Annotated in this window: 26 protein-coding genes; 18 read left to right on the plus strand and 8 right to left on the minus strand. The window is 70.6% G+C overall.

The annotated features are described in order from the left end of the window. The first annotated feature begins 48 nt into the window (after positions 1-48). From BN39_RS20610 to BN39_RS20620, 3 genes are read left to right on the plus strand one after another with little or no spacing between them, the layout of a single operon-like run. Positions 49-1,095 carry an iron ABC transporter substrate-binding protein gene (locus tag BN39_RS20610; protein WP_019204345.1) on the plus strand — a complete coding sequence of 349 codons (1,047 nt, stop codon included), beginning with the start codon at positions 49-51 and terminating at the stop codon, positions 1,093-1,095. A 4-nt stretch (positions 1,096-1,099) separates the two neighbouring features. Next, on the plus strand, positions 1,100-2,689 hold the full coding sequence (locus BN39_RS20615; protein ID WP_019204346.1) for an ABC transporter permease subunit: 1,590 nt from the start codon (positions 1,100-1,102) through the stop codon (positions 2,687-2,689). Then, the gene (locus tag BN39_RS20620; protein ID WP_019204347.1) at positions 2,689-3,744 is read left to right on the plus strand and encodes an ABC transporter ATP-binding protein; all 1,056 of its coding nucleotides are present in this window, start codon (positions 2,689-2,691) and stop codon (positions 3,742-3,744) included. Before BN39_RS20615 ends, BN39_RS20620 begins: the two co-directional genes overlap by 1 nt. 42 nt (positions 3,745-3,786) lie before the next feature. On the opposite strand, the gene BN39_RS20625 is transcribed toward BN39_RS20620, so the two are convergent. Together BN39_RS20625 and BN39_RS20630 are read right to left on the minus strand one after the other, a co-directional pair. Next, the gene (locus BN39_RS20625; protein WP_019204348.1) at positions 3,787-5,751 is read right to left on the minus strand and encodes a gamma-glutamyltransferase family protein; all 1,965 of its coding nucleotides are present in this window, start codon (positions 5,749-5,751) and stop codon (positions 3,787-3,789) included. Between the two features lie 91 nt (positions 5,752-5,842). After that, positions 5,843-6,319 carry a M15 family metallopeptidase gene (locus tag BN39_RS20630; protein WP_019204349.1) on the minus strand — a complete coding sequence of 159 codons (477 nt, stop codon included), beginning with the start codon at positions 6,317-6,319 and terminating at the stop codon, positions 5,843-5,845. A gap of 159 nt (positions 6,320-6,478) precedes the next feature. Here BN39_RS20630 and rapZ point away from each other — a divergent pair, with 159 nt between their 5' ends. The 10 genes from rapZ to BN39_RS20680 all read left to right on the plus strand — a co-directional run bounded on the left by rapZ (position 6,479) and on the right by BN39_RS20680 (position 16,990). Continuing rightward, on the plus strand, positions 6,479-7,336 hold the full coding sequence (gene rapZ, locus BN39_RS20635) for an RNase adapter RapZ (RefSeq protein ID WP_019204350.1): 858 nt from the start codon (positions 6,479-6,481) through the stop codon (positions 7,334-7,336). Positions 7,337-7,341: 5 nt separating this feature from the next. Beyond that, a complete protein-coding gene (yvcK, locus tag BN39_RS20640; RefSeq protein ID WP_081586241.1) occupies positions 7,342-8,286 on the plus strand; it encodes a uridine diphosphate-N-acetylglucosamine-binding protein YvcK in 945 nt (314 codons plus the stop codon). A 118-nt stretch (positions 8,287-8,404) separates the two neighbouring features. After that, positions 8,405-9,388, plus strand: coding sequence for a DNA-binding protein WhiA (whiA, locus tag BN39_RS20645; protein WP_019204352.1), 984 nt, complete (start codon positions 8,405-8,407; stop codon positions 9,386-9,388). Between the two features lie 49 nt (positions 9,389-9,437). Beyond that, complete coding sequence (locus BN39_RS20650) at positions 9,438-10,073, plus strand: hypothetical protein (RefSeq protein WP_019204353.1); 636 nt, start codon at positions 9,438-9,440, stop codon at positions 10,071-10,073. A gap of 207 nt (positions 10,074-10,280) precedes the next feature. Continuing rightward, entirely contained in the window at positions 10,281-11,297 is a 1,017-nt protein-coding gene (gene gap, locus BN39_RS20655; RefSeq protein ID WP_019204354.1) for a type I glyceraldehyde-3-phosphate dehydrogenase, read from the plus strand. Between the two features lie 34 nt (positions 11,298-11,331). Further along, entirely contained in the window at positions 11,332-12,570 is a 1,239-nt protein-coding gene (gene pgk, locus BN39_RS20660) for a phosphoglycerate kinase (RefSeq protein WP_040768773.1), read from the plus strand. Continuing rightward, positions 12,567-13,349 carry a triose-phosphate isomerase gene (tpiA, locus tag BN39_RS20665; protein ID WP_019204356.1) on the plus strand — a complete coding sequence of 261 codons (783 nt, stop codon included), beginning with the start codon at positions 12,567-12,569 and terminating at the stop codon, positions 13,347-13,349. The genes pgk and tpiA overlap by 4 nt, the downstream gene beginning before the upstream one ends. 31 nt (positions 13,350-13,380) lie before the next feature. After that, entirely contained in the window at positions 13,381-13,617 is a 237-nt protein-coding gene (gene secG, locus BN39_RS20670) for a preprotein translocase subunit SecG (protein WP_040768775.1), read from the plus strand. A 79-nt stretch (positions 13,618-13,696) separates the two neighbouring features. After that, the gene (ppc, locus tag BN39_RS20675; protein ID WP_019204358.1) at positions 13,697-16,450 is read left to right on the plus strand and encodes a phosphoenolpyruvate carboxylase; all 2,754 of its coding nucleotides are present in this window, start codon (positions 13,697-13,699) and stop codon (positions 16,448-16,450) included. A gap of 96 nt (positions 16,451-16,546) precedes the next feature. Continuing rightward, on the plus strand, positions 16,547-16,990 hold the full coding sequence (locus BN39_RS20680; protein ID WP_019204359.1) for a limonene-1,2-epoxide hydrolase family protein: 444 nt from the start codon (positions 16,547-16,549) through the stop codon (positions 16,988-16,990). Here the strand turns inward: BN39_RS20680 and BN39_RS20685 are convergent, their stop codons facing one another. From BN39_RS20685 to BN39_RS20695, 3 genes are all read right to left on the minus strand, one after another. Further along, positions 16,991-18,646: a serine/threonine-protein kinase gene (locus tag BN39_RS20685; RefSeq protein ID WP_040768777.1), complete on the minus strand. Its 1,656-nt coding sequence runs from the start codon at positions 18,644-18,646 to the stop codon at positions 16,991-16,993. A 104-nt stretch (positions 18,647-18,750) separates the two neighbouring features. Then, the gene (locus tag BN39_RS20690; protein ID WP_040769015.1) at positions 18,751-19,899 is read right to left on the minus strand and encodes an acyl-CoA dehydrogenase family protein; all 1,149 of its coding nucleotides are present in this window, start codon (positions 19,897-19,899) and stop codon (positions 18,751-18,753) included. A gap of 102 nt (positions 19,900-20,001) precedes the next feature. After that, positions 20,002-20,430, minus strand: a complete 429-nt coding sequence (locus tag BN39_RS20695; protein WP_019204361.1) for an ester cyclase — start codon at positions 20,428-20,430, stop codon at positions 20,002-20,004. A gap of 72 nt (positions 20,431-20,502) precedes the next feature. Between BN39_RS20695 and BN39_RS20700 the strand changes: the two genes are divergently transcribed. The 5 genes from BN39_RS20700 (at position 20,503) to BN39_RS20720 (ending at position 23,535) form a co-directional block, all read left to right on the plus strand. Continuing rightward, a complete protein-coding gene (locus BN39_RS20700) occupies positions 20,503-21,138 on the plus strand; it encodes a TetR/AcrR family transcriptional regulator (protein WP_019204362.1) in 636 nt (211 codons plus the stop codon). 102 nt (positions 21,139-21,240) lie between these two features. After that, complete coding sequence (locus tag BN39_RS20705; protein ID WP_019204363.1) at positions 21,241-21,579, plus strand: hypothetical protein; 339 nt, start codon at positions 21,241-21,243, stop codon at positions 21,577-21,579. Beyond that, a complete protein-coding gene (locus BN39_RS20710; RefSeq protein ID WP_148281549.1) occupies positions 21,576-21,884 on the plus strand; it encodes a hypothetical protein in 309 nt (102 codons plus the stop codon). Before BN39_RS20705 ends, BN39_RS20710 begins: the two co-directional genes overlap by 4 nt. After that, a complete protein-coding gene (locus BN39_RS20715) occupies positions 21,881-22,810 on the plus strand; it encodes a hypothetical protein (protein WP_040768778.1) in 930 nt (309 codons plus the stop codon). Before BN39_RS20710 ends, BN39_RS20715 begins: the two co-directional genes overlap by 4 nt. Positions 22,811-22,833: 23 nt before the next feature. Then, entirely contained in the window at positions 22,834-23,535 is a 702-nt protein-coding gene (locus BN39_RS20720) for a VOC family protein (RefSeq protein WP_019204365.1), read from the plus strand. 10 nt (positions 23,536-23,545) lie between these two features. Here BN39_RS20720 and pgl read toward each other — a convergent pair whose 3' ends face one another. The 3 genes from pgl to zwf are packed head-to-tail and all read right to left on the minus strand — an operon-like array spanning position 23,546 to position 26,762. Further along, the gene (gene pgl / locus BN39_RS20725; RefSeq protein WP_019204366.1) at positions 23,546-24,313 is read right to left on the minus strand and encodes a 6-phosphogluconolactonase; all 768 of its coding nucleotides are present in this window, start codon (positions 24,311-24,313) and stop codon (positions 23,546-23,548) included. Next, a complete protein-coding gene (locus BN39_RS20730; RefSeq protein WP_040769019.1) occupies positions 24,313-25,227 on the minus strand; it encodes a glucose-6-phosphate dehydrogenase assembly protein OpcA in 915 nt (304 codons plus the stop codon). Before BN39_RS20730 ends, pgl begins: the two co-directional genes overlap by 1 nt. Continuing rightward, positions 25,224-26,762, minus strand: coding sequence for a glucose-6-phosphate dehydrogenase (zwf, locus tag BN39_RS20735; RefSeq protein ID WP_040768779.1), 1,539 nt, complete (start codon positions 26,760-26,762; stop codon positions 25,224-25,226). The genes BN39_RS20730 and zwf overlap by 4 nt, the downstream gene beginning before the upstream one ends.

Genomic DNA, 26,762 nt, shown 5'->3' on the forward strand with positions numbered 1-26,762 from the left:
ACTCGCATCCGAGCGGGTGATTTCGTTGTTCAAGAAAAGGATTCGACGATGTCGTTGCGCAAGCGCACTACTCTCGCCGCCGCCCTGGTGGCGGTGGCCTCCCTGACGATCACCGCCTGCGGTTCGAGCGACGACGGTGCGGCACCGTCGACCTCCTCGGCCGCGGGCGGCGAGCTGACCCTGTACAACGCCCAGCACGACACGCTCACCAAGGAGTGGGTCGAGAAGTTCACCGCCGAGACGGGCATCACGGTGACGATCCGGCAGGGGAAGGATTCCGAGCTCGCGCAGCAGATCATCGCCGAGGGCGACAAGTCGCCCGCCGACGTGTTCCTCACCGAGAACTCCCCGGCCATGACGCAGGTCGAGAACAAGGACCTGTTCGCGGACGTCGACCCCGCGACCCTCGCCCAGGTGGGGGCGGGGCTCAAGCCCTCCACCGGCAAGTGGACCGGCATCGCGGCCCGCTCGACGGTCCTCGTCTACGACAAGCGCAAGGTGACGCCCGAGCAGCTGCCGAAGTCGATGGCCGACCTCGCCTCCCCGGACTGGAAGGGCCGCTGGGGTGCCTCCCCGTCGGGCGCCGACTTCCAGGCCATCGTCTCGGCCTACCTCCAGCTCAAGGGCGAGCAGCCCACGAAGGACTGGCTGAAGGCCATGAAGGAGAACTCGAAGGCGTACAAGGGAAACGGCGCAGCCATGAAGGCCGTCAACGCCGGCGAGGTCGACACCGCGCTGATCTACCACTACTACTTCTACGGTGACCAGGCGAAGACGGGCGAGAACTCCGGCAACGTGGGCACGCACTACTTCAAGAACCAGGACCCGGGCGCATTCGTCTCGGTCTCGGGTGGCGGCGTCCTCAAGTCCTCGAAGCACGCCGCGCAGGCGCAGCAGCTGTTGAAGTTCATCACGTCCAAGAAGGGCCAGGAGGTGCTGCAGAACGGCACGTCGTTCGAGTACCCCGTCGCGTCCGAGGTGCCGGCGAACGCGAAGCTGGTGCCGCTCCCGGACCTGCAGGCGCCCACCGTCGACCCCGCGAAGCTGAACGGACCGCAGGTCGTGACCCTCATGACCGACGCCGGCCTGCTCTGACCGGGTGACCGCACCCGCCGCCGCGACGCACGACCACGCACCGGGCCGCCCGCGCGGCCCGGTGCGCCGTCCTGTACTCGTGGCGACGGCGGTCCTGGTCGCCGCGTTCGCGGCCCTTCCCCTCGGGTTCGTGGTCGCGATGACCGTGGACACCGGCTGGTCTCAGACGCTCGACCTGGTCCTGCGGCCCCGCGTGGGGGAACTGCTCGCCAACACCGTGCTGCTCACCGTCACCGCGGTACCGCTCAGCGTGGCGCTCGGCGTCGGAGGCGCGTGGCTGGTGGAACGGACCACGCTGTGGGGCAGGCGCATCTGGTCCCTGCTCCTCGCGGCGCCGTTGGCGGTCCCGGCGTTCGTGGGCAGCTACGGATGGGTCTCGGCCGTACCGTCGCTCGCAGGGCTGTGGTCGGGCGTGCTCATCGCGGTGCTGTTCTACTACCCGCTGGTGTACATCCCGGTGGCGGCGGCGCTGAGCCGGCTCGATCCGGCGCTGGAGGAGACCGCCGCGTCGCTCGGCCTGGGCCGCTGGGCGGTGTTCCTCCGTGTCGTCCTCCCGCAACTGCGACTCGCGGCGCTCGGCGGCGCGGTGCTGGTCGCGTTGCACCTGCTGGCCGAGTACGGCGCGTTCGCGATGATCCGCTTCGACACCTTCACCACCGCGATCATGGTGCAGTACCAGTCGACGTTCAACGGCACCGCCGGGACGATGCTCGCGGGCGTCCTCGCCGTCCTCTGCCTCGGCCTGCTCGCGATCGAATCACTCGCCCGCGGTCGCGCGCGGTACGCACGGGTGGGTTCCGGTGCCCTGGCCCGACCCACGCGGATTCCGCTGGGCGGGTATCAGATCGCGGCTCAGGCGGCACTGCTCGCCCTCGTCGCCGCCGCGCTCGGCCTGCCCCTCTGGTTCGTCCTGCGGTGGACGGCGCGCGGGTGGGCGCAGACCGCGCCCGACGACCTGGTCGAGGCGCTGTCCACGTCCTTCGGCTACGGCGCCGTCACCGCCGGGGTCACAGTTGCGGCGGCGTTCCCCCTCGCTTATCTCGCGGTGCGGCAGCCGAATCCGCTGACCCGCGCCCTGGAGGCGTCCACCTACGTCAGCAGCGCCATGCCGGGCATCGTCATCGGGCTCGCGCTGGTCACGGTCTCCATCCGCGCCGTCCCGGATCTGTACCAGAGCGCGACGGTGCTCGTGCTGGCGTACGTCCTGCTGTTCCTGCCCCGGGCCGCCGTCGGCCTCCGTGCCGGGCTGGCGCAGGCGCCGGTGTCGCTGGAGGAGGCGGCGCGCGCGCTGGGCGCGCCACCGGCCGCCGCCTTCGCGCGGATCACGCTGCGCCTCACCGCCCCCGCGTCCGCGGCCGGCGCGGCCCTGGTGTTCCTCGCCGTGACCAACGAGCTGACGGCCACGCTGATCCTCGCGCCCAACGGGACCCACACGCTGGCGACCGAGTTCTGGGCCAGGAGCAGCGAGATCGACTACGCCGGCGCCGCGCCGTACGCCCTGACGATGGTCGTGTTGTCCCTCCCCACCACCTATCTGCTGTTCCGCCAATCCCGACGGGCCGCCGGACGCGGTGGCCGCTCCAGGAGCCGATGATGACTCAGATCCCCGGCGCCGAGCTGCGACTGCGCGGCCTCACCAAGCGCTTCGGCGGCACCACTGTGTTGCGGGGAGTCGATCTCACCGTGCCCGCCGCGTCGATCACCGCGGTGGTCGGGCCGTCCGGCTCGGGGAAGACGACGCTGCTGCGGCTCGTCGCCGGGTTCGCCCGCCCCGACGCGGGTTCCGTGCGGCTCGGCGAGCGTGAGCTCGCCTCCGACGGTGCCTGGACCGACGCGCACCGTCGTGCCGTGGGCTACGTGGCGCAGGACGGCGCACTCTTCCCGCACCTGTCGGTGGCCCGGAACATCGCTTTCGGGCTCGACCGCTCGGTACTTCCGGCGCGGCGACGCGCGGCCGCCGCCCGCGTCGCCGAACTGCTGGAGATGGTCTCGTTGTCACCGGACCTTCGTGGGCGCTATCCGCACGAGCTCTCCGGCGGGCAGCAGCAACGCGTTGCCCTCGCCCGCGCCCTCGCCGGCCGTCCGGTGCTGATGCTGCTCGACGAGTCCTTCTCCGCGCTCGACGCGGGCCTGCGGGTGGAGACCCGTGCCGCCGTCGCCGCGGTGCTCGGCGAAGCGGGCGTCACCACGATGCTCGTGACGCACGACCAGGCGGAGGCGCTGTCCTTCGCCGACCAGGTCGCGGTGCTGCGCGACGGCGTTCTCGCACAGGTCGGCCCGCCCGCGGAGCTGTACCTGCGGCCGGCCGGAGCGGAGACCGCCCGTTTCCTCGGCGACGTGGTGCTGCTCGACGGTGCGCCTTCGGGCGGTGTCGCCGAGACGGCGCTCGGCAGCATCCCCGTCGACGGCGGAAGTGGCGGCGGCGCGACGTCGCTCATGCTCCGGCCGGAGCAGATCAGGATCGCCCCCGACGGTACGGAGGCCACGGTCGAGCGGGTGGAGTTTTTCGGCCCGGACACGACCGTCGCGCTGCGGCTGCCCGACGGTACGCCCGTCTCGATCCGGCACCCCAGTACCGAACTGCCGAGCGTGGGCGACGTCGTGCACCTGACGGTCGTGGGCTCCGCCGTGCCGCTCGGTCAGCGGTAGCCTCGCTCGGCGCCCGCCGGGAGCCGGCCGGACGGGCGTGGGCTACCCGCCGCCGAGCACGATCCCCTCGCGACGCGGATCGGCGCCGCCCGCGTAGACGCCGTCCTGTTTGACGATCGCGGACAGCCCGGAGATCTGCGGGGAGAGGTTCATCGTGTGCCCCAGCCCGCGCAGCTGTTCGGCGACCTTCGCGCCCTCGGGGCCCGACACCGCCGGGTGCTCGGTTCCGAGGTTGGTCTTCGCGGAGTTGGCGGCGCCGAAGTTCGCCATGGAGACCGCCTGCTGCGGGTCCAGGCCCCAGTCCGTGAGGCCGATCATCGTCTTGATCACGTACTGGATGATCACCGCTCCGCCGGGGGAGCCGAGGGCGCCGAGCACATCGCCGCGGCCGCCGTCGGCACCGCGGCCGAAGAGGATCGTCGGCGACATGGAGGAGCGCGGCCGCTTGCCCGCCTCGACGCGGTTCGCAACGGGCGCGCCCGCGGAATCGGCGGGCTCCGTGGAGAAGTCGGTGAGCTGGTTGTTCAGCAGGAAGCCGTGGGTCATGTGGTACGAGCCGAACGCCGACTCGATCGTGGTGGTCATCGAGGCGACGTCGCCGTACTTGTCGAGCACGGTGATGTGGCTGGTGCCGTGTTCGGGGGTCTGCGTCACACCCGGCGTCGCGGTGGGAAGGTCGCCCGCCTTCGCCGTGCCCATGGACTTGCCGCGGTCGATGAGCGTCGCGCGGCCCTCGAGGTAGCCGGGGTTCACCATGGCGGCGGGTGAACCGCCGGGCAGGGGAACGAAATCGGGGTCGGCGATGTACTTGTCGCGGTCCGCGTAGGCGAGGCGTTCGGCCTCCGAGATCAGGTGGATGGCCTCCGCGGTGGGCAGGCCCCCGTCGGGCCCGGGATCCGCACCGTGCTGCGCCGCAGGGCCGAGATCCGACAGGTCGAACGAGTCCAGGATGCCGAGTGCCTGCGCCACGGTGATGCCGCCCGAGGACGGCGCCGGCATGCCGCACAGTTCGCGGTCGCGGTACGGGGTGCACACCGCCTCACGCGTCTTCACCTGGTACTTCGCCAGGTCCTCCAGCGTGATCGAGCCCGCGGTGCGGCCTCCGGTGGTGTCGGCGACGGAATCGACTATCCCCTGGGCGATCTCGCCGGTGTAGAAGGCCTTCGCGCCCTCGCTCGCGACCGCGCCGAGCGTCTTCGCATAGGCGGGGTTGACGAGCTTGGTGCCGGCCTTCTTGGGCGTACCGTCGGGCTCCAGGAGGTAGGCCTTGAGGTCGGCGTCGTTCCCGAAGTTCTCCGCCTCCTCGGCGATCGCCGACGCCATGCGGGGGCTGATGTCGAAACCGTCGTCGGAGATCCGGACGGCGGGGTCGAACAGTTCCCGCCACTGCCGCTTGCCGTGCTCGCCGTGCACGGTCTCGAGGAGGCGCAGCGCTCCGGGGACGCCGATCGCACGGCCCGACGACCGGGCGTCCGGCTTGGGGGCGCCGCGGTCCTCGGGGGAGACCCAGCGCAGGTAGTTCTCATCGGCCGCGGCGGGGGCCACCTCTCGACCGTCGTACGCCTGCACCTTCTTCGACTCCGCGTCGTAGTACAGCAGGAACGCCCCGCCCGCGATGCCGGAGGATTGCGGCTCCACCAGCCCCAGCACCGTCTGCGCCGTCACGAGCGCGTCGGCGGCGGTGCCGCCCGCCTCCAGCACCTCGCACGCGGCGCGGGTGGCGACGGGGTTGGCGGTGGCGACCGAGTAGTCCTTGGTGTGGGTGACGGGGAGACCGGACCGGTATCCCGACGAGCCCTCCGGCGTCACGCTGATGTCCCGCGGTCCCGACGGATCCGCCGCCTTCGACGGGGTGAACATCGTGCCCTGTTCGCCTGTGGCGTCACATCCGCCGGCGGCGATCCGCACCGCGGACGACGGTGCGCCGCCGGAACCGGGGTCGCCGCAACCGGCGACGGCGAGGGGGATCACGAAGACCGCCGCGGCGATGGACTTGAGACGGAACACGGGGTCCTCCTGGCGCTCGGGATAGCGGCAAACCTAACACCGCGGTGAGCGGCGCACCGGAGGTTCGGTGCGAGGCCGGGAGGGGCCGCGGTCAGCGCATCGAAGCGTCGGGCACCGTCGCGGGGCAGGCCGCGCCCGGGGCGGTGGCGACCTCGAAATGCCACCACTCGTTGTCGAAGGTGCGGCACAGGCCCCAGCGGTTGCCGTTGCGCTGCAGCCACGCCGCTCCCCGCCACGGACCCACGTCCACCGCGTCGCCGCTGACGTGCGTCGATTCCGCCGGCGGCAGGACCCACCTGCGCGCGGCCGCGGGGGAGCCGTACTGCGCGACTCCCTGTTGCCACAGCGATTCCTGTTGGGCCCACGAGCGCAGCCCCGAGGTGACGCGCAGGGGGACGCCCTCCGCGGTGGCCTGCCGGTACGCAGCCGAATACGCCTCCGCCAGAGGCGGGTTGAGGCCCGCGGCTCCGGGTGCCGTGTCGGCGGCCGCGGGCGCGGTGCCGAGTACGGTCGCGGCGGCCACGGCCAGCGCCGCCGCAGAGACGAGGGACGCGCGGGTGCGAAGCATGGCTCGACCCTAACGCCGCCCCTCCCGCGGTCCCGATGGCTAGGCTGAAACCGGAAGAATTCGTCATCGCGAGGCAGGGGAGGAACCGTGCGCCCATCCGGGCAGGAACGGGCAGCCGATACCGAACGGACGGTCGGCGAGCACCGCAGCGACGGGCCGATGGACGTCCTGCTGGTCACGGGCCTGTCCGGCGCGGGCAGGGGCACCGCGGCCAAGGTTCTCGAGGACCTGGGGTGGTACGTGGCGGACAACCTGCCGCCGGCGCTCATCAGCAACATGGTGGACATCTCGTTGTCCGACGAATCGCGCATCCACCGCCTGTGCATCGTCACCGATGTGCGCAGTCGCACGTTCACGGGTGATTTCGCCAACATCCGCCGCGAGCTCGCGGAGAAGGACATCGAGCCCCGCGTGCTGTTCCTCGACGCATCCGATTCCACGCTGATCCGGCGGTTCGAGCAGGTGCGCCGCAAGCACCCGCTACAGGGGAGCGGCACCCTCGCCGAGGGGATCGCTGCGGAACGCCGCATCCTGCAACCGATCCGGTCCACCGCCGACCTCGTGCTCGACACCTCGAACCTGTCCGTCGCGCGGCTGCGCGAGACGATCGAGAACTCCTTCCGCACGCTGCGCTCCGGGACCATCACGGTGACCGTGGAGTCCTTCGGATTCAAGAACGGCATTCTGCTGGACGCCGACATGGTGCTCGACGTGCGATTCCTCCCCAATCCGTTCTGGGTACCCGAACTGCGCCCGCTCAACGGTCTCACGCCCGAGGTGTCCGGTTACGTGCTCGGGCAGCCCGGCGCCGCAGGTTTCCTCGACGCCTACGCGCAGCTCATCGAACCTGTGCTGGAGGGCTACCGCCGGGAGGGCAAGACGTACTTGACAGTCGGCATAGGCTGCACCGGCGGCAAGCATCGCAGCGTGGCGATGACCGAGGAACTGGTGCGGCGCCTGTCCGGCCGCGAGGGCATCGAAGTGCGTGCGGCACACCGCGATCTGGGTTTGGAGTGAGTGCCATGCGGGTAGCGTCCCTGGGCGGTGGCCACGGACTGTTCGCCACGCTGCGCGCCATGCGCGCACTGGAGGCGGACATCACCGCGATCGTCACCGTGGCCGACGACGGGGGATCCTCGGGGCGGCTGCGGACCGAGTTGGGCATCATCCCGCCGGGCGATCTGCGGATGGCCCTGGCGGCTCTCATGCCCGACGACGACCGGGGCGAGTTCTGGGCCGGTGTCCTCCAGCACCGGTTCGGCGGCGGCGGCGCGATGGCCGGCCACCCCGTCGGGAATCTCGTACTGGCGGGGCTGTGCGAAGTGCTCGGTGATCCCGTGGAGGCGCTCGAAGCGATCGCCGACCGGTTCGGTGTCCAGGGGCGGGTGTTGCCGATGGTGCCGGGGCCGTTGCGGATCGAGGCCGATGTGACCGGGTTGGAGGACGACCCGCGCCTGTCGCGGGTGATCCGCGGGCAGGTCGCCGTCGCGGTCACGCCGGGGCGGGTGCGCCGCGTGCGTCTGCTCCCCGCGCATCCCGAGGCGTGCCCCGAATCGGTCGAGGCGATCCTCCGCGCCGACGTCGTGACACTGGGCCCGGGCTCCTGGTTCAGCTCCGTGATCCCGCACGTGCTCGTCCCCGAACAGTTGGATGCTTTGCGCCGCACCGATGCCCGACGGGTACTCATCCTCAACCTCGCTCCGGAGCCCGAGGAGACGGGTGGCTACTCACCGGAGCGGCACCTGCACGTGCTCGCCGCGCACGCCGAGGGACTGAAGTTCGACGACGTGCTCGTCGACGCCGCGACGGTGCCGCCCGGTCCGGAACGCGACCACCTCGTGCGTGCGACCGCGCTGTTCGGCGCACAGCCCCACTTCGTCGAGGTCGGCATGCCCGGTACGCACCAGCACGACCCGGAGGCGCTGGCCGCGGGCCTGCGGGGCGTTCTCGACGAGCCGGCGCCGTGACGGCCGCGAGAACCGGTCGAACGGGGAGGAATCGGCGTCCTCACCCGCAATCCGCGCGATGGCCTACAGTGAATATCTGCTCCCACAATCCGTACGCGAAGCCCGGAAGGACGTCGTAGTGGCGTTGACATCCCAGGTCAAGGACGAGCTCAGTCGGCTCTCCATCACCCAGGTGAGCGCACGCCGCGCCGAGGTGGCGTCGCTCCTGCGATTCGCGGGTGGCCTGCACATCCAGGGCGGTCGTGTGATCGTCGAAGCCGAGGTGGACATGGGCATCATCGCCCGGCGCCTCCGCAAGGAGATCCTCGACCTGTACGGATACAACTCCGACGTGCACGTTCTCGGCGCCGGCGGCTTGCGCAAGGCCGCGCGCTACATCGTCCGCGTGGTCAAGGACGGCGAGGCCCTCGCCCGGCAGACCGGTCTTCTCGACATGCGTGGCCGCCCCGTCGTGGGACTGCCCTCCCAGATCGTCGGCGGGTCCGTGCACGACTCCGAGGCTGCTTGGCGCGGCGCGTTCCTCGCGCACGGCTCGTTGACCGAGCCCGGACGGTCCAGCGCCCTCGAGGTGTCCTGTCCGGGGCCCGAGGTCGCGCTCGCGCTGGTCGGCTGCGCGCGGCGGCTCGGCGTCACCGCCAAGGCCCGGGAGGTCCGCGGCGCGGACAGGGTGGTCGTCCGCGACGGCGAGGCCATCGGCGCGCTGCTCACCCGGATGGGTGCCAATGACACCCGGCTGGTCTGGGAGGAGCGCCGGATGCGCCGCGAGGTCCGGGCCACCGCGAACCGTCTGGCCAACTTCGACGACGCCAACCTCCGACGGTCCGCCCGCGCCGCCGTGGCCGCCGCGGCCCGCGTCGAGCGCGCGCTGGAGATCCTGGGCCCGGACGTCCCCGATCATCTCGCCCAGGCCGGCTCGCTGCGTGTGCAGCACCGTCAGGCTTCGCTGGAGGAACTCGGGCAGCTCGCGGATCCGCCGATGACCAAGGACGCCGTGGCGGGCCGCATCCGTCGCCTGCTGTCGATGGCCGATAAGCGCGCCGCGACGGACGGCGTTCCGGACACCGAATCCGCCGTCACCGCGGACATGCTCGACGAGGGCTGAATTCACATTCGCGCACATTCTGTTCGGTAAACCGGATATCATCTTCACCGTGGGTGGAGATGCGGGAGGGGCCGGGCGGACCGGCGGTGGGACGGCGCACCTGTCGCGGTGGGCCGCCGGCATCGCGTGCGCGGTGGTGCTCCTCGTGGTGTGTGCACTCGTCGGGTTCGGTCCGGCGATGTACGGCGCCGTATCCGTGGACTCGTCGCCGAACCGGGTGGCGGTCGTTCTCGCCGCGGTGTTCGCGTCGCTGCATCTACTGCTGGCGGTGGCGGTCTCGGGGTGGGGCGCGCTCGCCGCAGTCCGCCGGATCCATTGGTGCGTGCACCGGAGGCGCGCGGTCCGACGGTGGTCGGTGATCGCCCGCTCCGGCGGGTTCGATTGGAGCAGAACGGCTCTCGCCTTGTTCGCGGGAACGAATGATCCGACGAAGCGATCGATCCGGCGCCTGTGGCGTGCCCGGGTCCCGCGATGGCAGCGGTCGCTTCCGTTTCTCGGCGGCGCGGGGGCGACCCTCGGCCTCTGGGCCGTGACCGGTGCGCGGCTGTCGGATCCACCGGTGATGCAGGCCTACGTGCTGTTCGCCGCGGCCCTCGTGTACGGCGGCACGCGGGCGCCGAGCGTCTTCGAATCGAGCGCCGTCGGCAGGCACGCGAGGGGGCGCCGGCGGGCGGCGCCGGGGTAGTCGCGGTGCGAGTGCACTCGATGGTCGGTCTTGCGCCGCGACGCAAGACCTTACGTGCGCCGCGACCGGGGCCCGACGCTTTCGGCCTGGTAGACAGAATTCCCGGCGCTGTCCGGACCGTGGGACGAACGCTCCGCTCGCCGCCTGTTCGGGGCGCCCGCGCGATAGGCTGTGTCGGCACGCTCATCCACCCGAAGGAGCACTGAAGTGACGGTTCGTGTTGGCGTCAACGGTTTCGGTCGGATCGGCCGTAACTTCTTCCGCGCGGTGGCGGCCCAGAAGGCTTTGGGCACCACGGACATCGAGATCGTGGCGGTCAACGACCTGACCGACAATCAGACCCTGGCGCATCTGCTGAAGTTCGATTCGATCCTGGGGCGCCTCGATGCCGAGGTGTCGGCGACCGGTGATGAGATCCGGGTCGGTGATCAGGTGATCAAGGCCCTCGAGGTGCGGGAGGGCCCGGCCGCGTTGCCGTGGGGTGATCTGGGGGTGGACATCGTGGTCGAGTCCACCGGGATCTTCACCGCCCGGGACAAGGCGCAGGGCCACCTGGACGCCGGTGCGAAGAAGGTGATCATCTCCGCGCCCGCCTCGGGTGAGGACATCACGATCGTCATGGGCGTCAACGACGACAAGTACGACGGCAGTCAGGACATCATCTCCAACGCCTCGTGCACCACGAACTGCCTCGGCCCGCTGGCCAAGGTCCTCAACGACGAGTTCGGCATCGTCAAGGGCCTGATGACCACCGTCCACGCGTACACGCAGGATCAGAACCTGCAGGACGGCCCGCACAAGGACCTCCGCCGCGCCCGCGCCGCCGCGATCAACATCGTCCCCACCTCCACCGGCGCCGCGAAGGCCATCGGCCTGGTGCTGCCCGAGCTCAAGGGCAAGCTCGACGGGTACGCGCTGCGGGTGCCGATCCCCACCGGGTCGGTGACGGATCTGACCGCGCAGCTGGCGAAGCCGGGCACCGCGGAGCAGATCAACGCCGCGATGCAGGCGGCCGCGGACGGCCCGCTGAAGGGGATCTTGAAGTACTACGACGCGCCGATCGTGTCCTCGGACATCGTGACCGACCCGCACAGCTCGCTGTTCGACGCCGGGTTGACCAAGGTCATCGACGATCAGGCCAAGGTCGTGTCCTGGTACGACAACGAGTGGGGGTACAGCAACCGCCTCGTCGACCTCGCCGGCCTCGTCGGCGAATCGCTCTGAGTTTCCACACGTTCCAAGGGAGAACACCACAACTATGAGTTCTGTGTCCACGCTGTCCGATCTGCTCGCCGAGGGGGTCGAGGGCCGCACGGTCCTGGTCCGCAGCGACCTCAACGTGCCGCTCGACGGTGACCGCATCACCGACGCCGGTCGCATCGTCGCATCGGTGCCCACCATCAAGGCGCTCGCCGAGGCGGGCGCCAAGGTGATCGTCACCGCGCACCTCGGCCGCCCCAAGGGCGAACCGGATCCCCAGTTCTCGCTCGCGCCCGTGGCGGCCGCGCTGGGGGAGAAGCTGGGCCGCAACGTGCAGCTCGCGGGCGACGTCGTCGGCCAGGACGCCCTGGCCCGCGCGGAGGGCCTCACCGACGGTGACGTCCTGCTCCTGGAGAACGTTCGTTTCGACGCCCGCGAGACCAGCAAGGACGACGCCGAGCGCGCGGCGCTCGCCCGCGACCTGGCCGAGCTGGTCGACGTGTCGTCGCACGCCGGTCCGGGGGCGTTCGTCTCCGACGGTTTCGGTGTGGTGCACCGCAAGCAGGCGTCGGTGTACGACGTGGCGGCGCTTCTCCCGGCCTACGCGGGCCGGCTCGTCGACGCCGAGGTGCGCGTCCTCGCGCAGTTGACCGAGAACCCCTCGCGTCCGTACGCGGTGGTTCTCGGTGGCTCCAAGGTGTCCGACAAGCTCGGCGTGATCCGGGCCCTCGCCCCCAAGGTCGACACCCTGGTGATCGGCGGCGGCATGGCGTTCACCTTCCTTGCGGCGCAGGGTTACTCGGTCGGTGGATCGCTGCTGCAGGAGGATCAGATCGACACCTGCAAGCAGTTGCTGGAGGAGTTCGGCGACGTTCTGCACCTGCCCGTGGACGTGGTGGCGGCCGATGCGTTCGCCGCCGACGCCGCGACCGAGACGGTCCCGGCCGACGCGATCCCGGACGGCTGGATGGGCCTCGACATCGGTCCCGAGTCCGCGAAGCGCTTCGGCTCCGTTCTCACCGAGGCCAAGACGGTCTTCTGGAACGGCCCCATGGGCGTGTTCGAGTTCCCCGCGTTCGCCGCGGGCACCAAGACGGTGGCCGAGGCCGTCATCAGGGCCACCAGCAACGGGGCCTTCACCGTGGTCGGCGGCGGCGATTCGGCCGCTGCCGTGCGCACCTTGGGTCTGGACGAGGACGGCTTCAGCCACATCTCGACCGGCGGCGGCGCATCGCTGGAGTACCTCGAGGGCAAGGAGCTCCCGGGGCTGAAGGTCCTGGAGAGGGGTGACGCATGAGCCGCAAACCGCTCATCGCCGGCAACTGGAAGATGAACCTCAACCACCTCGAGGCGATCGCGGTGGTGCAGAAGCTGGCGTTCGCGCTGCCGGAGAAGTACTTCGCGCACGTCGACGTGACGGTGATCCCGCCGTTCACCGACCTGCGCTCGGTGCAGACCGCGGTGGACGGCGACGACCTGAAGATCACGTACGGCGCGCAGGATCTGTCGCCGCACGACGCGGGCGCCTACACCGGTGACATCTCGGGCGCGTTCCTCGCGAAGCTCGGCTGCACCTACGTCGTGATCGGGCACAGCGAACGGCGCACCATCCACGGCGAGACGAACGAGATCGTCCTGGAGAAGACCAAGGCGGCGCTGCGGCACGGGCTGACGCCCATCGTGTGCATCGGCGAGGGGCTCGACATCAGGGAGCAGGGAAACCAGGTCGAGTACAACGTGGAGCAGCTCAAGGGCTCGCTCGCGGGTCTCACCGCGGAGGAACTGAGCAAGACGGTCATCGCGTACGAGCCCGTCTGGGCGATCGGCACCGGCAAGGTCGCCACGCCGGCGGACGCGCAGGAGGTGTGCGCCGCGGTACGCGCCACCATCGCCGAGATCGGTGGCGACGAGGTGGCGGCGGGTATCCGCGTCCTCTACGGCGGCTCCGTGAGCAGCAAGAACGTGGGCGATCTGATCGCCCAGCCCGACGTCGACGGCGGCCTGGTGGGCGGCGCGTCGCTCAAGCCGGACGAGTTCGCCGCGCTGAGTGCCATCGCCGCCGGCGGCCCGCTCTGAGCGGAAGGTAGACTGGCTCCTCGTGGAAACTTTGCAGCTGGTGCTCAAGATCGCCATCATCGTGCTGAGCGTGCTGCTGGTGGTGCTCGTCCTGCTCCACCGCGGCAAGGGCGGAGGCCTGTCGTCGCTGTTCGGCGGTGGCGTGCAGTCGTCCCTGTCCGGCTCGTCCGTGGTGGAGAAGAACCTCGACCGCGTGACGATCTTCGTCGGCCTGGTCTGGACGATCTGCATCGTCGGCGTCACCCTGAGCATCAAGCTCAGTACGTAAACATCTGCCTCTCGGAGGGCGCCGCGAACCCAGGGGGCTCGCGGCGCCTTCTGCGTACTCCACCGGCATAATCATGGGCATGACTGAGCCCGCACGCGCCGCGACCGAACCCCTCCGCGACGACATCCGGCTCCTCGGCGGGATCCTCGGCGACACCGTCCGCGAGCAGTCCGGTGAGCAGATCTTCGACCTCGTGGAGAAGGCCCGGCAGGAATCCTTCGCGGTCCGCCGGTCCGAGATCGACCGGGAGCAGTTGGCTGCGATGTTCGCCGGTGTCCCCACAGCGGAGGCCGTGCCCGTGATCCGGGCGTTCTCGCATTTCGCCCTTCTCGCCAACCTCGCTGAGGACCTGCATCGCGAGCGTCGCCGCGCGATCCACGTCCGCGCGGGCGAGCCGCCCCAGGAGTCCTCTCTCGCACACACCTACGGCCTGCTGGAGGAAGCGGGGCTCGACGGTTCCGCGGTGCAGGCCGCTCTCCGGCACGCGTTGGTCGTCCCGGTGATCACGGCCCATCCGACCGAGACGCGGCGGCGCACCGTGTTCGACACACAGCACCGCATCACGGAACTGATGCGTTACCGCGGCCGCACGGAGCTGGATCCCCGGGAGGAGGAGCAGGTGCAGCGGGCGCTGCGCCGGCACGTGCTGACCCTGTGGGACACCGCGCTGGTCCGCCTCGAGCGGTTGCGCATCCAGGACGAGATCGAGAACGGCCTCCGCTACTTCGACGCGGCGTTCCTCGAGGTGATGCCGCGGATCAACCGGGAGGCCCGGATCCGGCTGCGTGAGCTGTACCCCGGCGCACCGTCGCTCCTGTCCGACCCGATCGTCCGCCCCGGATCCTGGATCGGCGGCGACCGCGACGGCAACCCGAACGTCACCGGTGAGGTGGTCACCATGGCCTCCCGCCGGGCGGCCGCCACGGCGATCCAGCACTACCTGCGGGAACTGCTCACGCTCGAGCAGGAGCTCGCCCTCAGCGCGCGGCTCACCACGGTCTCCGACGAGCTGGTCGCGCTCGCCGATTGGGACCCGTCGCCCAAGCGCGCCGACGAGCCCTACCGGCGCGCGCTGCACGGGATCCGCGGAAGGCTCACCGCGACCGCGGACGCGTTGCTCGACGAGTCGTTGGACGACCGCACCGACATCGGAGCGGAGCGCTACGGCGCACCGTCGGAGCTGCTCCGCGACCTCGGCGTGGTGGACGCGTCCCTGCGCGCCGGCGGTGACGGGCTGATCGCCGACGACCGGCTGCAGGACTTGCGGGAGGCCGTGAACACCTTCGGGTTCCACCTCTCGGGCCTCGACATGCGGCAGAACTCCGATGTCCACGAGGAGACGATCGCGGAGCTCTTCGCGTGGGCCGGTGTGCATCCCGACTACGCGTCCCTCGGTGAGGACGAGCGGGTGCGGCTGCTGAGCGACGAACTGCGACTGCGCCGGCCGCTGGTGGGCCCGGGCGCCGAGTTCGGTGAGCAGACGACAAAAGAACTGGGCGTGCTGCGCGCCGCGGCCCGCGCCGTGCAGAACCTCGGCGCGGGATCGATCCCGAACTACATCATCTCGATGTGCACCTCGGTCTCCGACCTGCTGGAGGCCGCGGTGCTGCTCAAGGAGGCCGGGCTGCTGCGGCCGGGCTCCGGTGGCGAGGCGGAGTGCCCCGTGAACATCGTTCCGCTGTTCGAGACCATCGAGGACCTGCAGCAGGGCGCGGCGACCATGCGCGCGGCGTTCCAGGTGCCGGTGTACCGATCGCTCGTCGACGGCAAGGGCGGGCTGCAGGAGATCATGCTGGGCTACAGCGATTCCAACAAGGACGGCGGCTACCTCGCCGCGAACTGGGCGCTGTACCGGGCTGAGCTCGATCTCGTGGCCATGGCCCGGGAATCGGGGATCACGTTGCGGCTCTTCCACGGCCGCGGCGGAACCGTCGGCCGCGGCGGCGGTCCCAGCTACGACGCGATCCTCGCGCAGCCGCCCGGCGCCGTACGCGGTTCGCTGCGCCTCACCGAGCAGGGCGAGATCATCGCGGCGAAGTACGCGGAGCCGGCCCTGGCCACCCGCAACCTCGAATCGCTCGTGGCCGCGACTCTGGAGTCCTCGCTGCTCGACGTGGAGGGGCTCGGCGACGACGCCGACGAGGCCTACGCGGTGCTCGACGAGCTGGCGGCCATGGCCCGCGAGGCCTACGGCGACCTGGTGCACCGCACCGACGGATTCGTCGACTACTTCAGGCTGTCGACGCCCGTCGAGGAGATCGGCTCGCTCAACATCGGGTCGCGGCCCAGCTCCCGTAAGCAGACGTCGAAGATCTCCGATCTGCGGGCCATCCCGTGGGTGATGGCGTGGTCCCTCTCCCGGGTCATGCTGCCCGGGTTCTACGGAACCGGAACGGCGTTCGAGCGGTGGATCGGCGACGATCCCGCGCGCCTGGGCCGCCTGCGCGAGTTGTACAAGCGGTGGCCGTTCTTCCGCAGCGTTCTGTCCAACATGGCGCAGGTGCTCGCGAAGTCGGACCTCGGGCTCGCCGCCCGGTACGCGGCACTGGTTCCCGATCAGGCGCTCCGCGAGCGGGTGTTCGGCAAGATCGCCGACGAGCACCGGCGCACCATCGAGATGTACTTCGCGATCACCGAGACCGACGATCTGCTGGCCGACAACGCCGCCCTCAAGCGGTCGGTGTTCAACCGGTTCCCGTACCTGGAGCCGCTCAACCACCTCCAGGTGGAGCTCCTCCGGCGGTACCGCGCGGGCGACGAGGACCCGCTGGTGCAACGGGGGATCCTGCTCACGATGAACGGCCTGGCCACCGCTCTGCGGAACTCGGGCTAGGGGAGTGCGACTCCGCCGCGCGGCCGCGAGAACCTGTTCCGATTTCTCCTACTCGGGGAGGACGACGGGACGCGGCCGGCGCGGTATTGTCGGGCCATGACTGAGGTTTCGGTACTCGACGATCAGGCGATCGTCCGGAAGTTCCTGGCGGATATGGCCGACGCGCGCGTCGACGAGGCGATCGCCGCGTTCGACGAGGACGTGGTGTACACGAACGTCGGGCTGCCCACAGTGCGCGGCAAGCGGCGCGCCGGCGGCGTGATCCGGCTGCTGAGCCGCCCCGGCCTGGGATTCGGTGTGGAGATCATCTCGTCGGCGGCCGAGAACGGCACCGTTCTCACCGAGCGCGTGGACGAACTGCGCGTGGGGCCGCTGGCCGTCCGGTTCTGGGTCTGCGGGCGGTTCGACGTCCGCGACGGACGGATCGTGCTGTGGCGGGACTACTTCGACAACGTCGACATCGTCAAGGGCGTCATCCGCGGCGTGCTGGCGCTCGCCGTGCCCGCGGTGCAGCGCCCGATGACGCCGCTGGAGCGCTGATCACTCGTTGTAGCGGGAACTTCCGGCCACCGGATGGGTGGTGGAGATGAGCTTCGCCGCGCAGTGGTCCCTGTCGTAGTTCTGCTGGAGACACCACGCCAGTGCGGGCTCTGCCGAATCCCAGCCGGCTCCCGCGTAGATCGTGATCCAGACTTGCCGGGTGCTGTCGTACACCGGCCAGTCGTAGTTCGAGAGGACCCGGATCGCGCCGTAACGCCGGTCGTACGCGGCGATCTCGGCGAGGATGTCGGCGTCGAGCCATGTTTTTCCCCGGTCGATCACGCCGGAGTACTTGGATGCGAGCTGGACCACCCAGCGGTCGTTGAGCGTCGCCTCGACCACCGGCCGGTCGGCCGCGGCGCGGGCCCGCAGGGCCGCGAGCGGGTCGGCGGCCGCTGACGATGTGGTTGCGGGCTCCGTCGTCGTGGCGGTGCCGCCCGTGGTCGGCTGCGACGCCGCGGTCGCGGTCACCGTCTCCGTCGACGCGGCCGGAGTCGAATCGCCCCCGCGGAGGGCGACGTAGCCGAGAACGGCGGTGGCACCGACGAGGACGGCCGCCACGACCGCGAGGACCGGCACCAGCCGGTTCGGCCGCGGCGGCTGCGGATAGGAGCCCTGCGGTGCGGCCGGGTACGACGGGGCGGCCCGATACGGCGGCGCGGGCGGGTACGACGGCGCGGCCGGGTAGGACGGGGGAGGAGCAGACAGGTGGGGCGTGGTCGGTTGCACCGGGAAGGGATGCGAGATCACCGTCGGGTCCGACGATGCGGGCGCCGGGCGGATGATCGTCGGGTCGTACTCCGACGGCGGCACGGGCGCGTCGACGCTGTGACCGTCGAGCGCGTCGAGGGCCGCGGCGGCGAGCGCGCCGCAGCTCCCGAACCGTTCCGCGGGATCCTTGGCCATGCCCGTGGCGATGACCGAGTCCATCGCGGCGGGAACCGGGGCCTGCGCGGAGGGGCGCGGGACGGGAGCGGTGAGGTGCTGCTTGAGCATCACGCCCAGGCTCTCGCCCCGGTACGGCGGATGGCCCGTGAGCGCCTCGAACAGGACGCAGGTGAGCGAGTAGACGTCGCTCGCGACCGTCGCGGAATCCCCGTCGAACCGCTCCGGCGCCGCGTACGCCTGCGACCCCACGAACACACCCGCCGAGGTCATCCGGGACTGCGTATCGGCCACGGCGAGGCCGAAATCCAGGAGGTACGGGAATCCGGCCTCGGTGAGCTCGATGTTGGCGGGCTTGACGTCCCGGTGCACGAGGCCGCGGGCGTGCGCGGCGTCCAGCGCGCCCGCCACCTGTTCGACGAGGGCGACGGCCCGGGCCGGCGGCAGCGGACCGTCGCGCAGCACCTCCGCGAGGTTGCGCCCCTCCACGAGCCGCATGTCGATGAAGAGCACGCCGTCGATCTCGCCGAAGTCGTGGATCGGGATGACGTGCGGGTCCGCCAGTTTCGCGACGGTCCGGGATTCGCGGGTGAACCGTTCGCGGAACTGCGGATCCTGCGCGGCCGAGAGGTGCAGCACCTTGAGCGCCACGTCGCGGCCCCGCTGCTCGTCGTGCGCGAGGTACACCTCGCCCATGCCGCCGCGACCCAACAGCCGCCCGATGGAATACGGCCCCAGCCTGGTTCCGCTGCGCTCGCCCTCGCCCGTCATGTCCGCCCCTCCGCCGCACTCGCGATGATCGTAGCGAGACGCGCGGGGCGCCGCGGTCCGATGACCGCGACGCCCCGCGTGGGTACTGCGTGGAGACCCGCCCGTCAGAGGGTGCGGGCGATGATCTCCTTCATGATCTCGTTGGTGCCCGCGTAGATCATCTGGACGCGGTTGTCGGCCCAGAACCGGGCGACGGGGTACTCGGCCATGTACCCGTAGCCGCCGAACAGCTGCAGGCACTCGCTCGCGACGTTCTGTGCGGTGTCGGACGTCCACCACTTGGCCATGGCCACCGTCGGGATGTCGAGCTCGCCCTTGACGTGCTTCTCGATGCAGTCGTCCACGAAGACGCGCGCGATCGTGGTCTCCGTGAGCGCCTCGGCGAGTTTGAACTTGGTGTTCTGGAACCCGAAGACGGGGCGGCCGAAGGCCTCCCGCTCCTTGGTGTAGCGCAGGGTCTCCTCGAAGATGACCTCCATGCCGGCGACACAGGCCTGGCCGATGATGAGGCGCTCCTGCGGCAGCTGCTGCATGAGCTGGTAGAAGCCGAGGCCCTCCTGGTCGCCGAGCAGGTTCGCGACCGGGACGTGGACGTCGTCGAAGAACAGCTCCGACGTGTCCTGGCCCTTCTGGCCGATCTTGTTGAGAACCTTGCCGCGGCGGAAGCCCTCGCGGTCGGCCTCGACCAGGACCAGCGAGATGCCCGCGGCGCCCTCGTCCGGGTTGGTCTTGCAGACCACGACGATCAGGTCGGCCTGCTGGCCGTTGGTGATGAACGTCTTGCTGCCGTTGATCACGTACTCGTCGCCGGACTTGATGGCACGGGTCTTGACGTTCTGCAGGTCCGAACCGGTGCCGGGCTCCGTCATCGCGATGGCGCCGACGGCCTCGCCCGAGGCCATCTTGGGCAGCCACGTCTTCTTCTGCTCCTCGGTGCCGTACGCGAGGATGTAATGCGCGACGATGCCGTTGTGCAGCGAGACGCCCCAGCTGGTGTCGAAGGCCTGCGCCTGCGCGGCGATCAGGACGGCCTCGTGGCGGAAGTCGCCGCCACCGCCGCCGTACTCCTCGGGGATGGACAGGCACAGCAGGCCCAGGTCGCCGGCCTTGTTCCACAGGTCGCGGTCCACGTGGTGCTGCTCGGCGTACTTCTCGATGTTGGGGGTGAGTTCCTTCGCCAGGAACTTGTCCGCGAGGTCGCGGAGGGCGTCGAGCTCGTCGTTCATCCAGCTCGGACGGCGGCGTGCGGCCATGTCGGTGACCACCTTTCTGCGAGGGTTGCCGACTCACTAAATCAGACCCGCACAGTGGAAAACAAGCACGGGTGCCTGGTTTGTGGTGTAGTCGCAGGTCGCTCAGGCGAGCGCGGCGGGATCCGGAGCGGGGACCGCGCCCATCTGCACCATCGCCCCGAGCTCGTCGCGCACGCCCCAGTGTTCGGCCAGGCGGTCGCCTTCGGTGCGGTAGACGTGCACGGTGGTCATTGCGAACGGCTTCCCGGCGGCGATCGGCCCGTGGACCTCGGGGACGCCGATGCCGCGGCCCGTCGCCCGAACGACGATCCGGTCGTCGGTCTCGATGACGTCCTCGATCTCGTAGCGCAGCCGCAGGGTGCCGCTCACCCACGTCAGGATGCGGCGGAAGCCCTCCGGTCCGGGCGGGATGGGGAACGGTGATCCGTGGTCCACGAAATCGTCCGTGACCAGGTCGCCGAGCCGCGACAGGTCGCCCGTGTTGATCGCGGCGAACAGTGCGCGTGCCGCCCCCATGGCCTCGTTGCTCATGATTACCTCCAGTTTCGATGGAATCTGATTCCATTGGAATGTGATTCTAAGCGATATGGCACGATGACGGCAATGGTCCGAAGCACGCGCAACTACGACAACTCCGGGCGCAAGCGCGCCGCGGAGGAGACGCGCGCGGCGATCCTCGACGCGGCGCGGACGATCCTGCTCGAGGGCGGGTACGACGAGATGACCATCGCGAGCCTGGCGCGCGCGGCCGGCGTCAGCCCACAGACCATCTACAACTCCGTCGGAGACAAGGCCGCCGTGGTCAAGGCCTGCTACGACGTGGTGCTCGCGGGCGACGCCGAGCCCGTCCCGATGAGCGAGCGGCCCGCCTTCCGCGCGCTCTCACTGGCCACCGACAGGCCGGCGTTCCTCCGCGCCTACGCGCACTGGTGCCGCGACATCAACTCCCGAGTCGGGGGCTTGCTCGGCCGGCTCCTCACCGCAGGCGGCCGCGACGAGTCGTTGCGGTCCTTCCTCCGGGCCATCGACCAGGAACGCCGCCTGGGCACGACCCACGCGATGACCGCGCTGCAACGCGCCCACGGGCTACCCGACGCGGTGCCGCTCGAGCGGGCGATCGACGTGGCGTGGACACTCAATTCGCCCGAGGTCTACGAGCGTCTCGTCACCCGGTGCGGGTGGCCGCTCGACGACTACGAGCACTGGCTCGCCAACCAGCTCGCTGCCGTGCTGCGCTGAGTTGTGGCCCTCCCACCTGCGGTGACACGAATGTGGAACCGTTCGCCGAGTTGGTGCGTCTAATTGATGCGGACGAAAAACCAACGAGATCGGGGGAACGAGTTGGAGACGACACCGCAGGTCTGGTCGGACGCCGCAGAAGCGGAGGTGGTGCACGACCGGGCCGTCGAGGTTCGTGAGCTCCTGGCCCGAGTGCGGGGGACGGGGACGGGCGCACGGGGGGATGTGCGAGTCACCGTCGGTCTGGGGGGACGGCTCACGGGGGTGGTGATCGCGGGGCGCGCCATGGAGCTGTCGGGGGACGCTCTGGGCGCGGAGATCATGGCCGCGGCCTCCCTGGCTGAGAATCACGCAGCCGGGGAGGTCCACTCGATCGCCTCGCAGTACTACCCGGACATCGACACGACCGATGTGTGGAACTCGGGGTCGGGGGAGCCGTGACCGACTTCGAGCTCGAGCCGGGAACCGTCGAAGCGCACCAGAGGGCGCTGTCCACCGTCGCGGCAACGGTGTGTACGGCCGGCGCCGCCGCGACCAAGCGGGTGGGCGGCATGGACTTCGGTGCGCTGTTCGCCTCCACGCTGGTCCCTGACGTCAACCGCACCCTGGACGATGTGCGCGACGCGATCACGCGGCACAAGGCCGAGGTGGAGCAGCACCGGGCGGACTTCCTCCGCAACATCCAGGCGGATACCGACACCGACAGCGGCGGCGCGTCCGCGATCACCGGATCGGCCGGATCATGAGCATCACCGAGACCATCGACGACGCCACGAAGGGCGTGCCCCTCGCCGAATCCGTGTACGAGGCCGTGGAAGGACTCGCCGAGCAGAATCCGATGCAGTTCGCGGGCAACGTCTTCACCGGCGGGATCGCCGTCCAGGAAATCGTCACCGACCCCGTCGGGACGTTCTTCGCCTCCGGCGTCGGATGGATCTTCGAGCACGTGCCGGCGTTGAAGTCCAGCCTCGACGCGGTGTCCGGGAATCCGGACGCCATCGACGACCTCACCGACACCTGGGAGAAGCAGGTGGCCGCGCCCCTCGCGGCTGTGTCGTCGACCGTCGAGAACGCGGGTGGGGCCACCGCCTCCGGGTGGTCCGGGTCGGACGGGAACGCGTACCGCGCGGCGACGGCGAGGCTCGCGGTCAGCAGCGACGCGCTCAGCGAATCCGCCCGGTCCGCCGCATCCACGCTGGCGTTCGCCGGCGGGCTCGTCGAAGAGGTGCGGAACTTCATCCGGGACGAGCTCTCGAAATTGTGCGCATGGGCGGTCGCCACGTGGGCCGCCGGCGCGGCGGCCTCGGTCCCCACGGGCGGGGCGTCGGTGGTGGGGGCGACCAACACCATCGTTCTTCGCGCAACGGCGCTGGCGCAGAAGTTCGCAGGCCTGCTGCGCACGCTCACCGGCAAGCTCCAAGCGCTCACGAGCAGGCTCGGAACCTTGGGCGACGCGGTCAAGGCGCTCCGGGTGGCCGGCGCGAAACTCGACGGTGCCGCGACTGCGACCGCCAAGGCCGTCGACAACGGGGCCGTCGTCCGTACGGTGATCGACCTCGCGGAGTCGAAACCCTCCATCGGCGCCGGTGACATCCTGCTCAACGGAGTGGTCGCCGAGTACAAGGCCGCCGGCGACGCCTGGGCGGCCGACCAGGGGACCCGGCCGGCCTGAGCGGCGTGAGGCAGGATGGCGGTGTGAGCACCGTGCCGGAAGCCCGTGACCTCCTGATCGCCGACGTCCCCGCCGCCTCGCGCGCCGCCCATGCCCGGCTCCTCGCCGCGGATGAAGCCGCCGAGTACGCGGTCGGCGGCGTGGACGTGGTCGTGGGTTCGCCCGCCTGGGCGGGCTCCTCAGGGCTGCTCGTGGCCACCGACGACCCGGCCGAGGGCGCACGCCTCGCGGGCCGCCGGGGTCTGCCCGTCGAACAGGTCGGTGACCGCGGGTTCGCCGCGGCCGCAGCGGGGCTCACCCTCGGACTCTCCGGCCCGACGGTGCCCGCCGGGGCGCGGCCCGGCGCCGAGATCCAGGCCGTGGACCACCTGGTGCTGACCTCGCCGAACCGGGACCGCATCATCGCGACCCTGTGCGGGCGGCTCGATTTCGACCTCCGGCTCGACCGCGTGCAGTCCTGGGGCGTGCATCAGTTGTTCCTCCGCCGCGGAGACCTGCTCGTCGAGGTCGTGCTGACGGAGGGCGACACCGCGGATCCGTCGGGGCCGGATGCGCTGTGGGGCATCGCCTACCGCACCGCCGACGCCGACGCCACCGTCGAGCGCCTCACCGGAGCGGGCGTCACGATGAGTGAGGTCCGCCGGGGTGCGAAGCCCGGTACCCGGGTCGCGACGATCAAGGATCCCGCGCTGGGGCTCCCCACGATCGTCCTCGAACAGTCTTGAGTCCCGCCGACTAGCGGGGGAGGTCCGCCGCCGCGGATTCGTCCACGTACCACACGGTTTCGAGAGTCCCGTGCGCACCGGCGCAGGGCCAGTCGTCGGGGCTGGCGCCGCCGACGCCCGCGAACACCGCCTGCGATTTCTCCGCGCCCGACACGAGGAACCAGACCCGGCGGGCCGCGCAGATCGCCGGTAGCGTCAGGGTGAGGCGCTTGGGCGGAGGCTTCGGGGAGTCCGTCACCGACACCACGGTGTCCTCGCTCTCGCGGACGGCGGGGGTGTGCGGGAACAGCGAATTGATGTGTCCCTCACCGCCCATGCCCAGGAGGTGCACGTCGAACTGCGGCACGACACCGGCCCCGGCCCGTACCGCGTTACCGCGCCGCTGCGCGTTCTGCACCAGTCGCTCGGCGTACACGCGGGCCGCCAGATCGCCGTCGCCGTTGAACTCGTCGGCGGCGGGGAAGCGGTAGAGGTTGTCCGGATCCACCGGCACGTGATCGAGGAGGGCCTCGCGCGCCTGCCGCTCGTTCCGGTCGGGGGACCCGTCCCGCACGAACCGCTCGTCGCCGAAGAACACGTCGACGCGCGTCCAGTCGATCTCCCTGCCGCGCAGCGCGTCCGAGAGCGCGTTGCCGTTGGTGCCGCCCGTGATCACGATCGAGGCGAAGCCGCGGTCGGCCTGCGCCTCGGCGATCACCGCGACCAGGTCGTTCGCGGCGGCCGCGACCAGGCCGTCGGCATCGTCGAACCTGCGGACAGAGGTGGGGGCCACCGTCATCAGACCATCTCCGATCGGTCGACGCCGGCCACGCCGCCGAGCGCCTTGTAGTAGATCACGTCGTCGTCCAGGCGGCGCAGCTCCTCGGCGAGGCTGGCCGCCACGCCCCTGCGCCGCAACGCGACCCGGCCGTCGGGTTGACCGGGGCGGACGAGCACAGCCGTCGAGTTCTGGTCGAACTCCAGGAGCAGCGGGCCGCCGGTGCGCTCCAGTTTCACCCCGAAGCTGCCGAGGGTCCGGCGGACCGGGACGCCGAGCTGCGCGTGCAGCCAGCCCGCCAACAGGTCCACGCCGGGTCGCTCCGCGGGGCCGGTGACCTCCGCGCCGGTGACCTCGTCGTACGGGGGCTGGTCGAGCGCCGACGTCAACAGTGCGCGCCAGGGCGTGATCCGCGACCACGCGAGATCGGAATCGCCCGGGGTGTAGCCGGTTCGGCGCTGCTCCAGGGCCGCGACCGCGTCCGGGGCCTCCATCGAGTCGGTGATCCGCCGCGAGGCGAGGCGGCCCACCTTGTCGTCCGCGGGTACCGCGGGCGCCGCGCCCGGCCACCACGCCACGACGGGGGTGTCCGGCAGCAGGAACGGCACCACGACGGAGGCGCCGTGGTCGGCCATCTCTCCGAACAGCCGGAGCACCACCACCTCGGAGGCTCCGGCGTCGCCGCCGACGCGGATCTGCGCGTCCAAGCGCGCCTCCACCCCGCGTGAGCCCCGCGCGAGAACGATGACGCGGCAGGGGTGCTCGCGCGAGGCGGCGTTCGTCGCTTCGATCGCGCTCTCCGTCGGCTCGCCCTCCTCCGCGGAGATGATCAGGGTGAGGACGCGGCCGAGCGTGACCGCGCCGCCCGTCTCGCGCAGCTGGACGAGTTTCTTCGACACTTCCTGGGTCGAGGTGTCCGGGAGATCCAGAATCATGGTCGGCGCCACGTCCTTCCGGTCCGGGCCAGCATCGAGTCGGCCGACGACGGGCCCCACGTGCCCGATTCGTACTCCTCGGGGCGCCCGTTCGCGGCCCAGTGCTCCAGCACCGGATCGAGGATGCGCCAGGACAGTTCGACCTCGGCGTTCACCGGGAACAGCGACGGCACGCCCAGCAGCACGTCGAGGATCAGCCGCTCGTAGGCCTCGGGCGAGCTCACCGTGAACGCCTCGCCGTAGCTGAAGTCCATGTTGACGTCGCGGACCTCCATCGAGCTGCCGGGCACCTTCGAGCCGAACCGCAGCGTGACACCCTCGTCGGGCTGGACGCGGATGACGAGCGCGTTCTGGCCCAGCTCCTCGGTCATGGTGTCGTCGAACGGCAGGTGCGGAGCGCGCTTGAACACCAGGGCGATCTCGGTGACCCGGCGGCCGAGCCGCTTGCCGGTGCGCAGGTAGAACGGCACGCCGGCCCACCGGCGGGACGCGATCTCGACGGTGATCGCCGCATACGTCTCGGTGGTGGAGGTGTGGCTGAAGCCCTCCTCCTGGAGCAGTCCGACCACCTTCTCGCTGCCCTGCCACCCGGGGCCGTACTGCCCACGCGCCGAGGTCTCGTCGAGCGGCTCCACGAGGGAGGCCGCCGACAGCACCTTGATCTTCTCGGACTGCAGTTCGGACGGGTGGAAGCTGGTGGGTTCCTCCATCGCGACCAGCGCCATCAGCTGCAGCAGGTGATTCTGGATCACGTCGCGCGCGGCGCCGATGCCGTCGTAGTACCCGGCACGACCGCCCAGGCCGATGTCTTCGGCCATGGTGATCTGCACGTGGTCCACGTAGTGGCTGTTCCACGTCGGCTCGAACAACTGGTTCGCGAACCGCAGCGCCAGGATGTTCTGCACCGTCTCCTTGCCGAGGTAGTGGTCGATGCGGAACACCGACTGCTCGGGGAAGACGTCGTTGACGACGGCGTTGAGCTTCTTCGCCGATTCGAGGTCGTGCCCGAACGGCTTCTCGATCACCACGCGCCGCCAGCCGCCCTCGGGGTCGTTCGGGCCGGCACCGTCGGCCAGGCCGGAACGCTTGAGCTGCTCGCAGACCGTGGGGAAGGCGTCCGGCGGGACCGACAGGTAGAACGCGTGATTGCCGCCCGTGCCCCGCGTCTCGTCGAGCGTGCGGAGGGTCTCCGCGAGGCGGTCGAACGCGTCGTCATCGTCGAAGACGCCCTGCACGAACCGGATCCCCTCGGCGAGGCGATCCCACACCTCGTCGCGGAACTCGGTGCGCGCGTTCTGCTTCACGGCGTCGCGGACGATCTCCGCGAAGTCCTCGTGACTCCACGAGCGGCGGGCGAACCCGACCAATGCGAATCCGGGAGGCAGCAGCCCGCGGTTCGCCAGATCGTACACCGCGGGCATCAGCTTCCGGCGCGACAGGTCGCCCGTCACACCGAAGATCACCAATGCCGACGGGCCCGCGATGCGCGGGAGCCTCCGGTCCCTCGGGTCGCGAAGCGGGTTCGCCCGGCTCAA

Source organism: Tsukamurella sp. 1534, assembly GCF_000312385.1.
Classification (GTDB): domain Bacteria; phylum Actinomycetota; class Actinomycetes; order Mycobacteriales; family Mycobacteriaceae; genus Tsukamurella.

Excerpts from the sequence above, each read along its gene's own strand:
- BN39_RS20610 (WP_019204345.1), top strand. The coding sequence starts at position 49 with ATGTCGTTGCGCAAGCGCACTACTCTCGCCGCCGCCCTGGTGGCGGTG.
- BN39_RS20620 (WP_019204347.1), top strand. The coding sequence starts at position 2,689 with ATGACTCAGATCCCCGGCGCCGAGCTGCGACTGCGCGGCCTCACCAAG.
- BN39_RS20630 (WP_019204349.1), bottom strand. The coding sequence starts at position 6,319 with ATGCTTCGCACCCGCGCGTCCCTCGTCTCTGCGGCGGCGCTGGCCGTG.
- rapZ (WP_019204350.1), top strand. The coding sequence starts at position 6,479 with ATGGACGTCCTGCTGGTCACGGGCCTGTCCGGCGCGGGCAGGGGCACC.
- yvcK (WP_081586241.1), top strand. The coding sequence starts at position 7,342 with ATGCGGGTAGCGTCCCTGGGCGGTGGCCACGGACTGTTCGCCACGCTG.
- pgk (WP_040768773.1), top strand. The coding sequence starts at position 11,332 with ATGAGTTCTGTGTCCACGCTGTCCGATCTGCTCGCCGAGGGGGTCGAG.
- tpiA (WP_019204356.1), top strand. The coding sequence starts at position 12,567 with ATGAGCCGCAAACCGCTCATCGCCGGCAACTGGAAGATGAACCTCAAC.
- ppc (WP_019204358.1), top strand. The coding sequence starts at position 13,697 with ATGACTGAGCCCGCACGCGCCGCGACCGAACCCCTCCGCGACGACATC.
- BN39_RS20680 (WP_019204359.1), top strand. The coding sequence starts at position 16,547 with ATGACTGAGGTTTCGGTACTCGACGATCAGGCGATCGTCCGGAAGTTC.
- BN39_RS20685 (WP_040768777.1), bottom strand. The coding sequence starts at position 18,646 with ATGACGGGCGAGGGCGAGCGCAGCGGAACCAGGCTGGGGCCGTATTCC.
- BN39_RS20690 (WP_040769015.1), bottom strand. The coding sequence starts at position 19,899 with ATGGCCGCACGCCGCCGTCCGAGCTGGATGAACGACGAGCTCGACGCC.
- BN39_RS20695 (WP_019204361.1), bottom strand. The coding sequence starts at position 20,430 with ATGAGCAACGAGGCCATGGGGGCGGCACGCGCACTGTTCGCCGCGATC.
- BN39_RS20700 (WP_019204362.1), top strand. The coding sequence starts at position 20,503 with ATGGTCCGAAGCACGCGCAACTACGACAACTCCGGGCGCAAGCGCGCC.
- BN39_RS20715 (WP_040768778.1), top strand. The coding sequence starts at position 21,881 with ATGAGCATCACCGAGACCATCGACGACGCCACGAAGGGCGTGCCCCTC.
- pgl (WP_019204366.1), bottom strand. The coding sequence starts at position 24,313 with ATGACGGTGGCCCCCACCTCTGTCCGCAGGTTCGACGATGCCGACGGC.
- BN39_RS20730 (WP_040769019.1), bottom strand. The coding sequence starts at position 25,227 with ATGATTCTGGATCTCCCGGACACCTCGACCCAGGAAGTGTCGAAGAAA.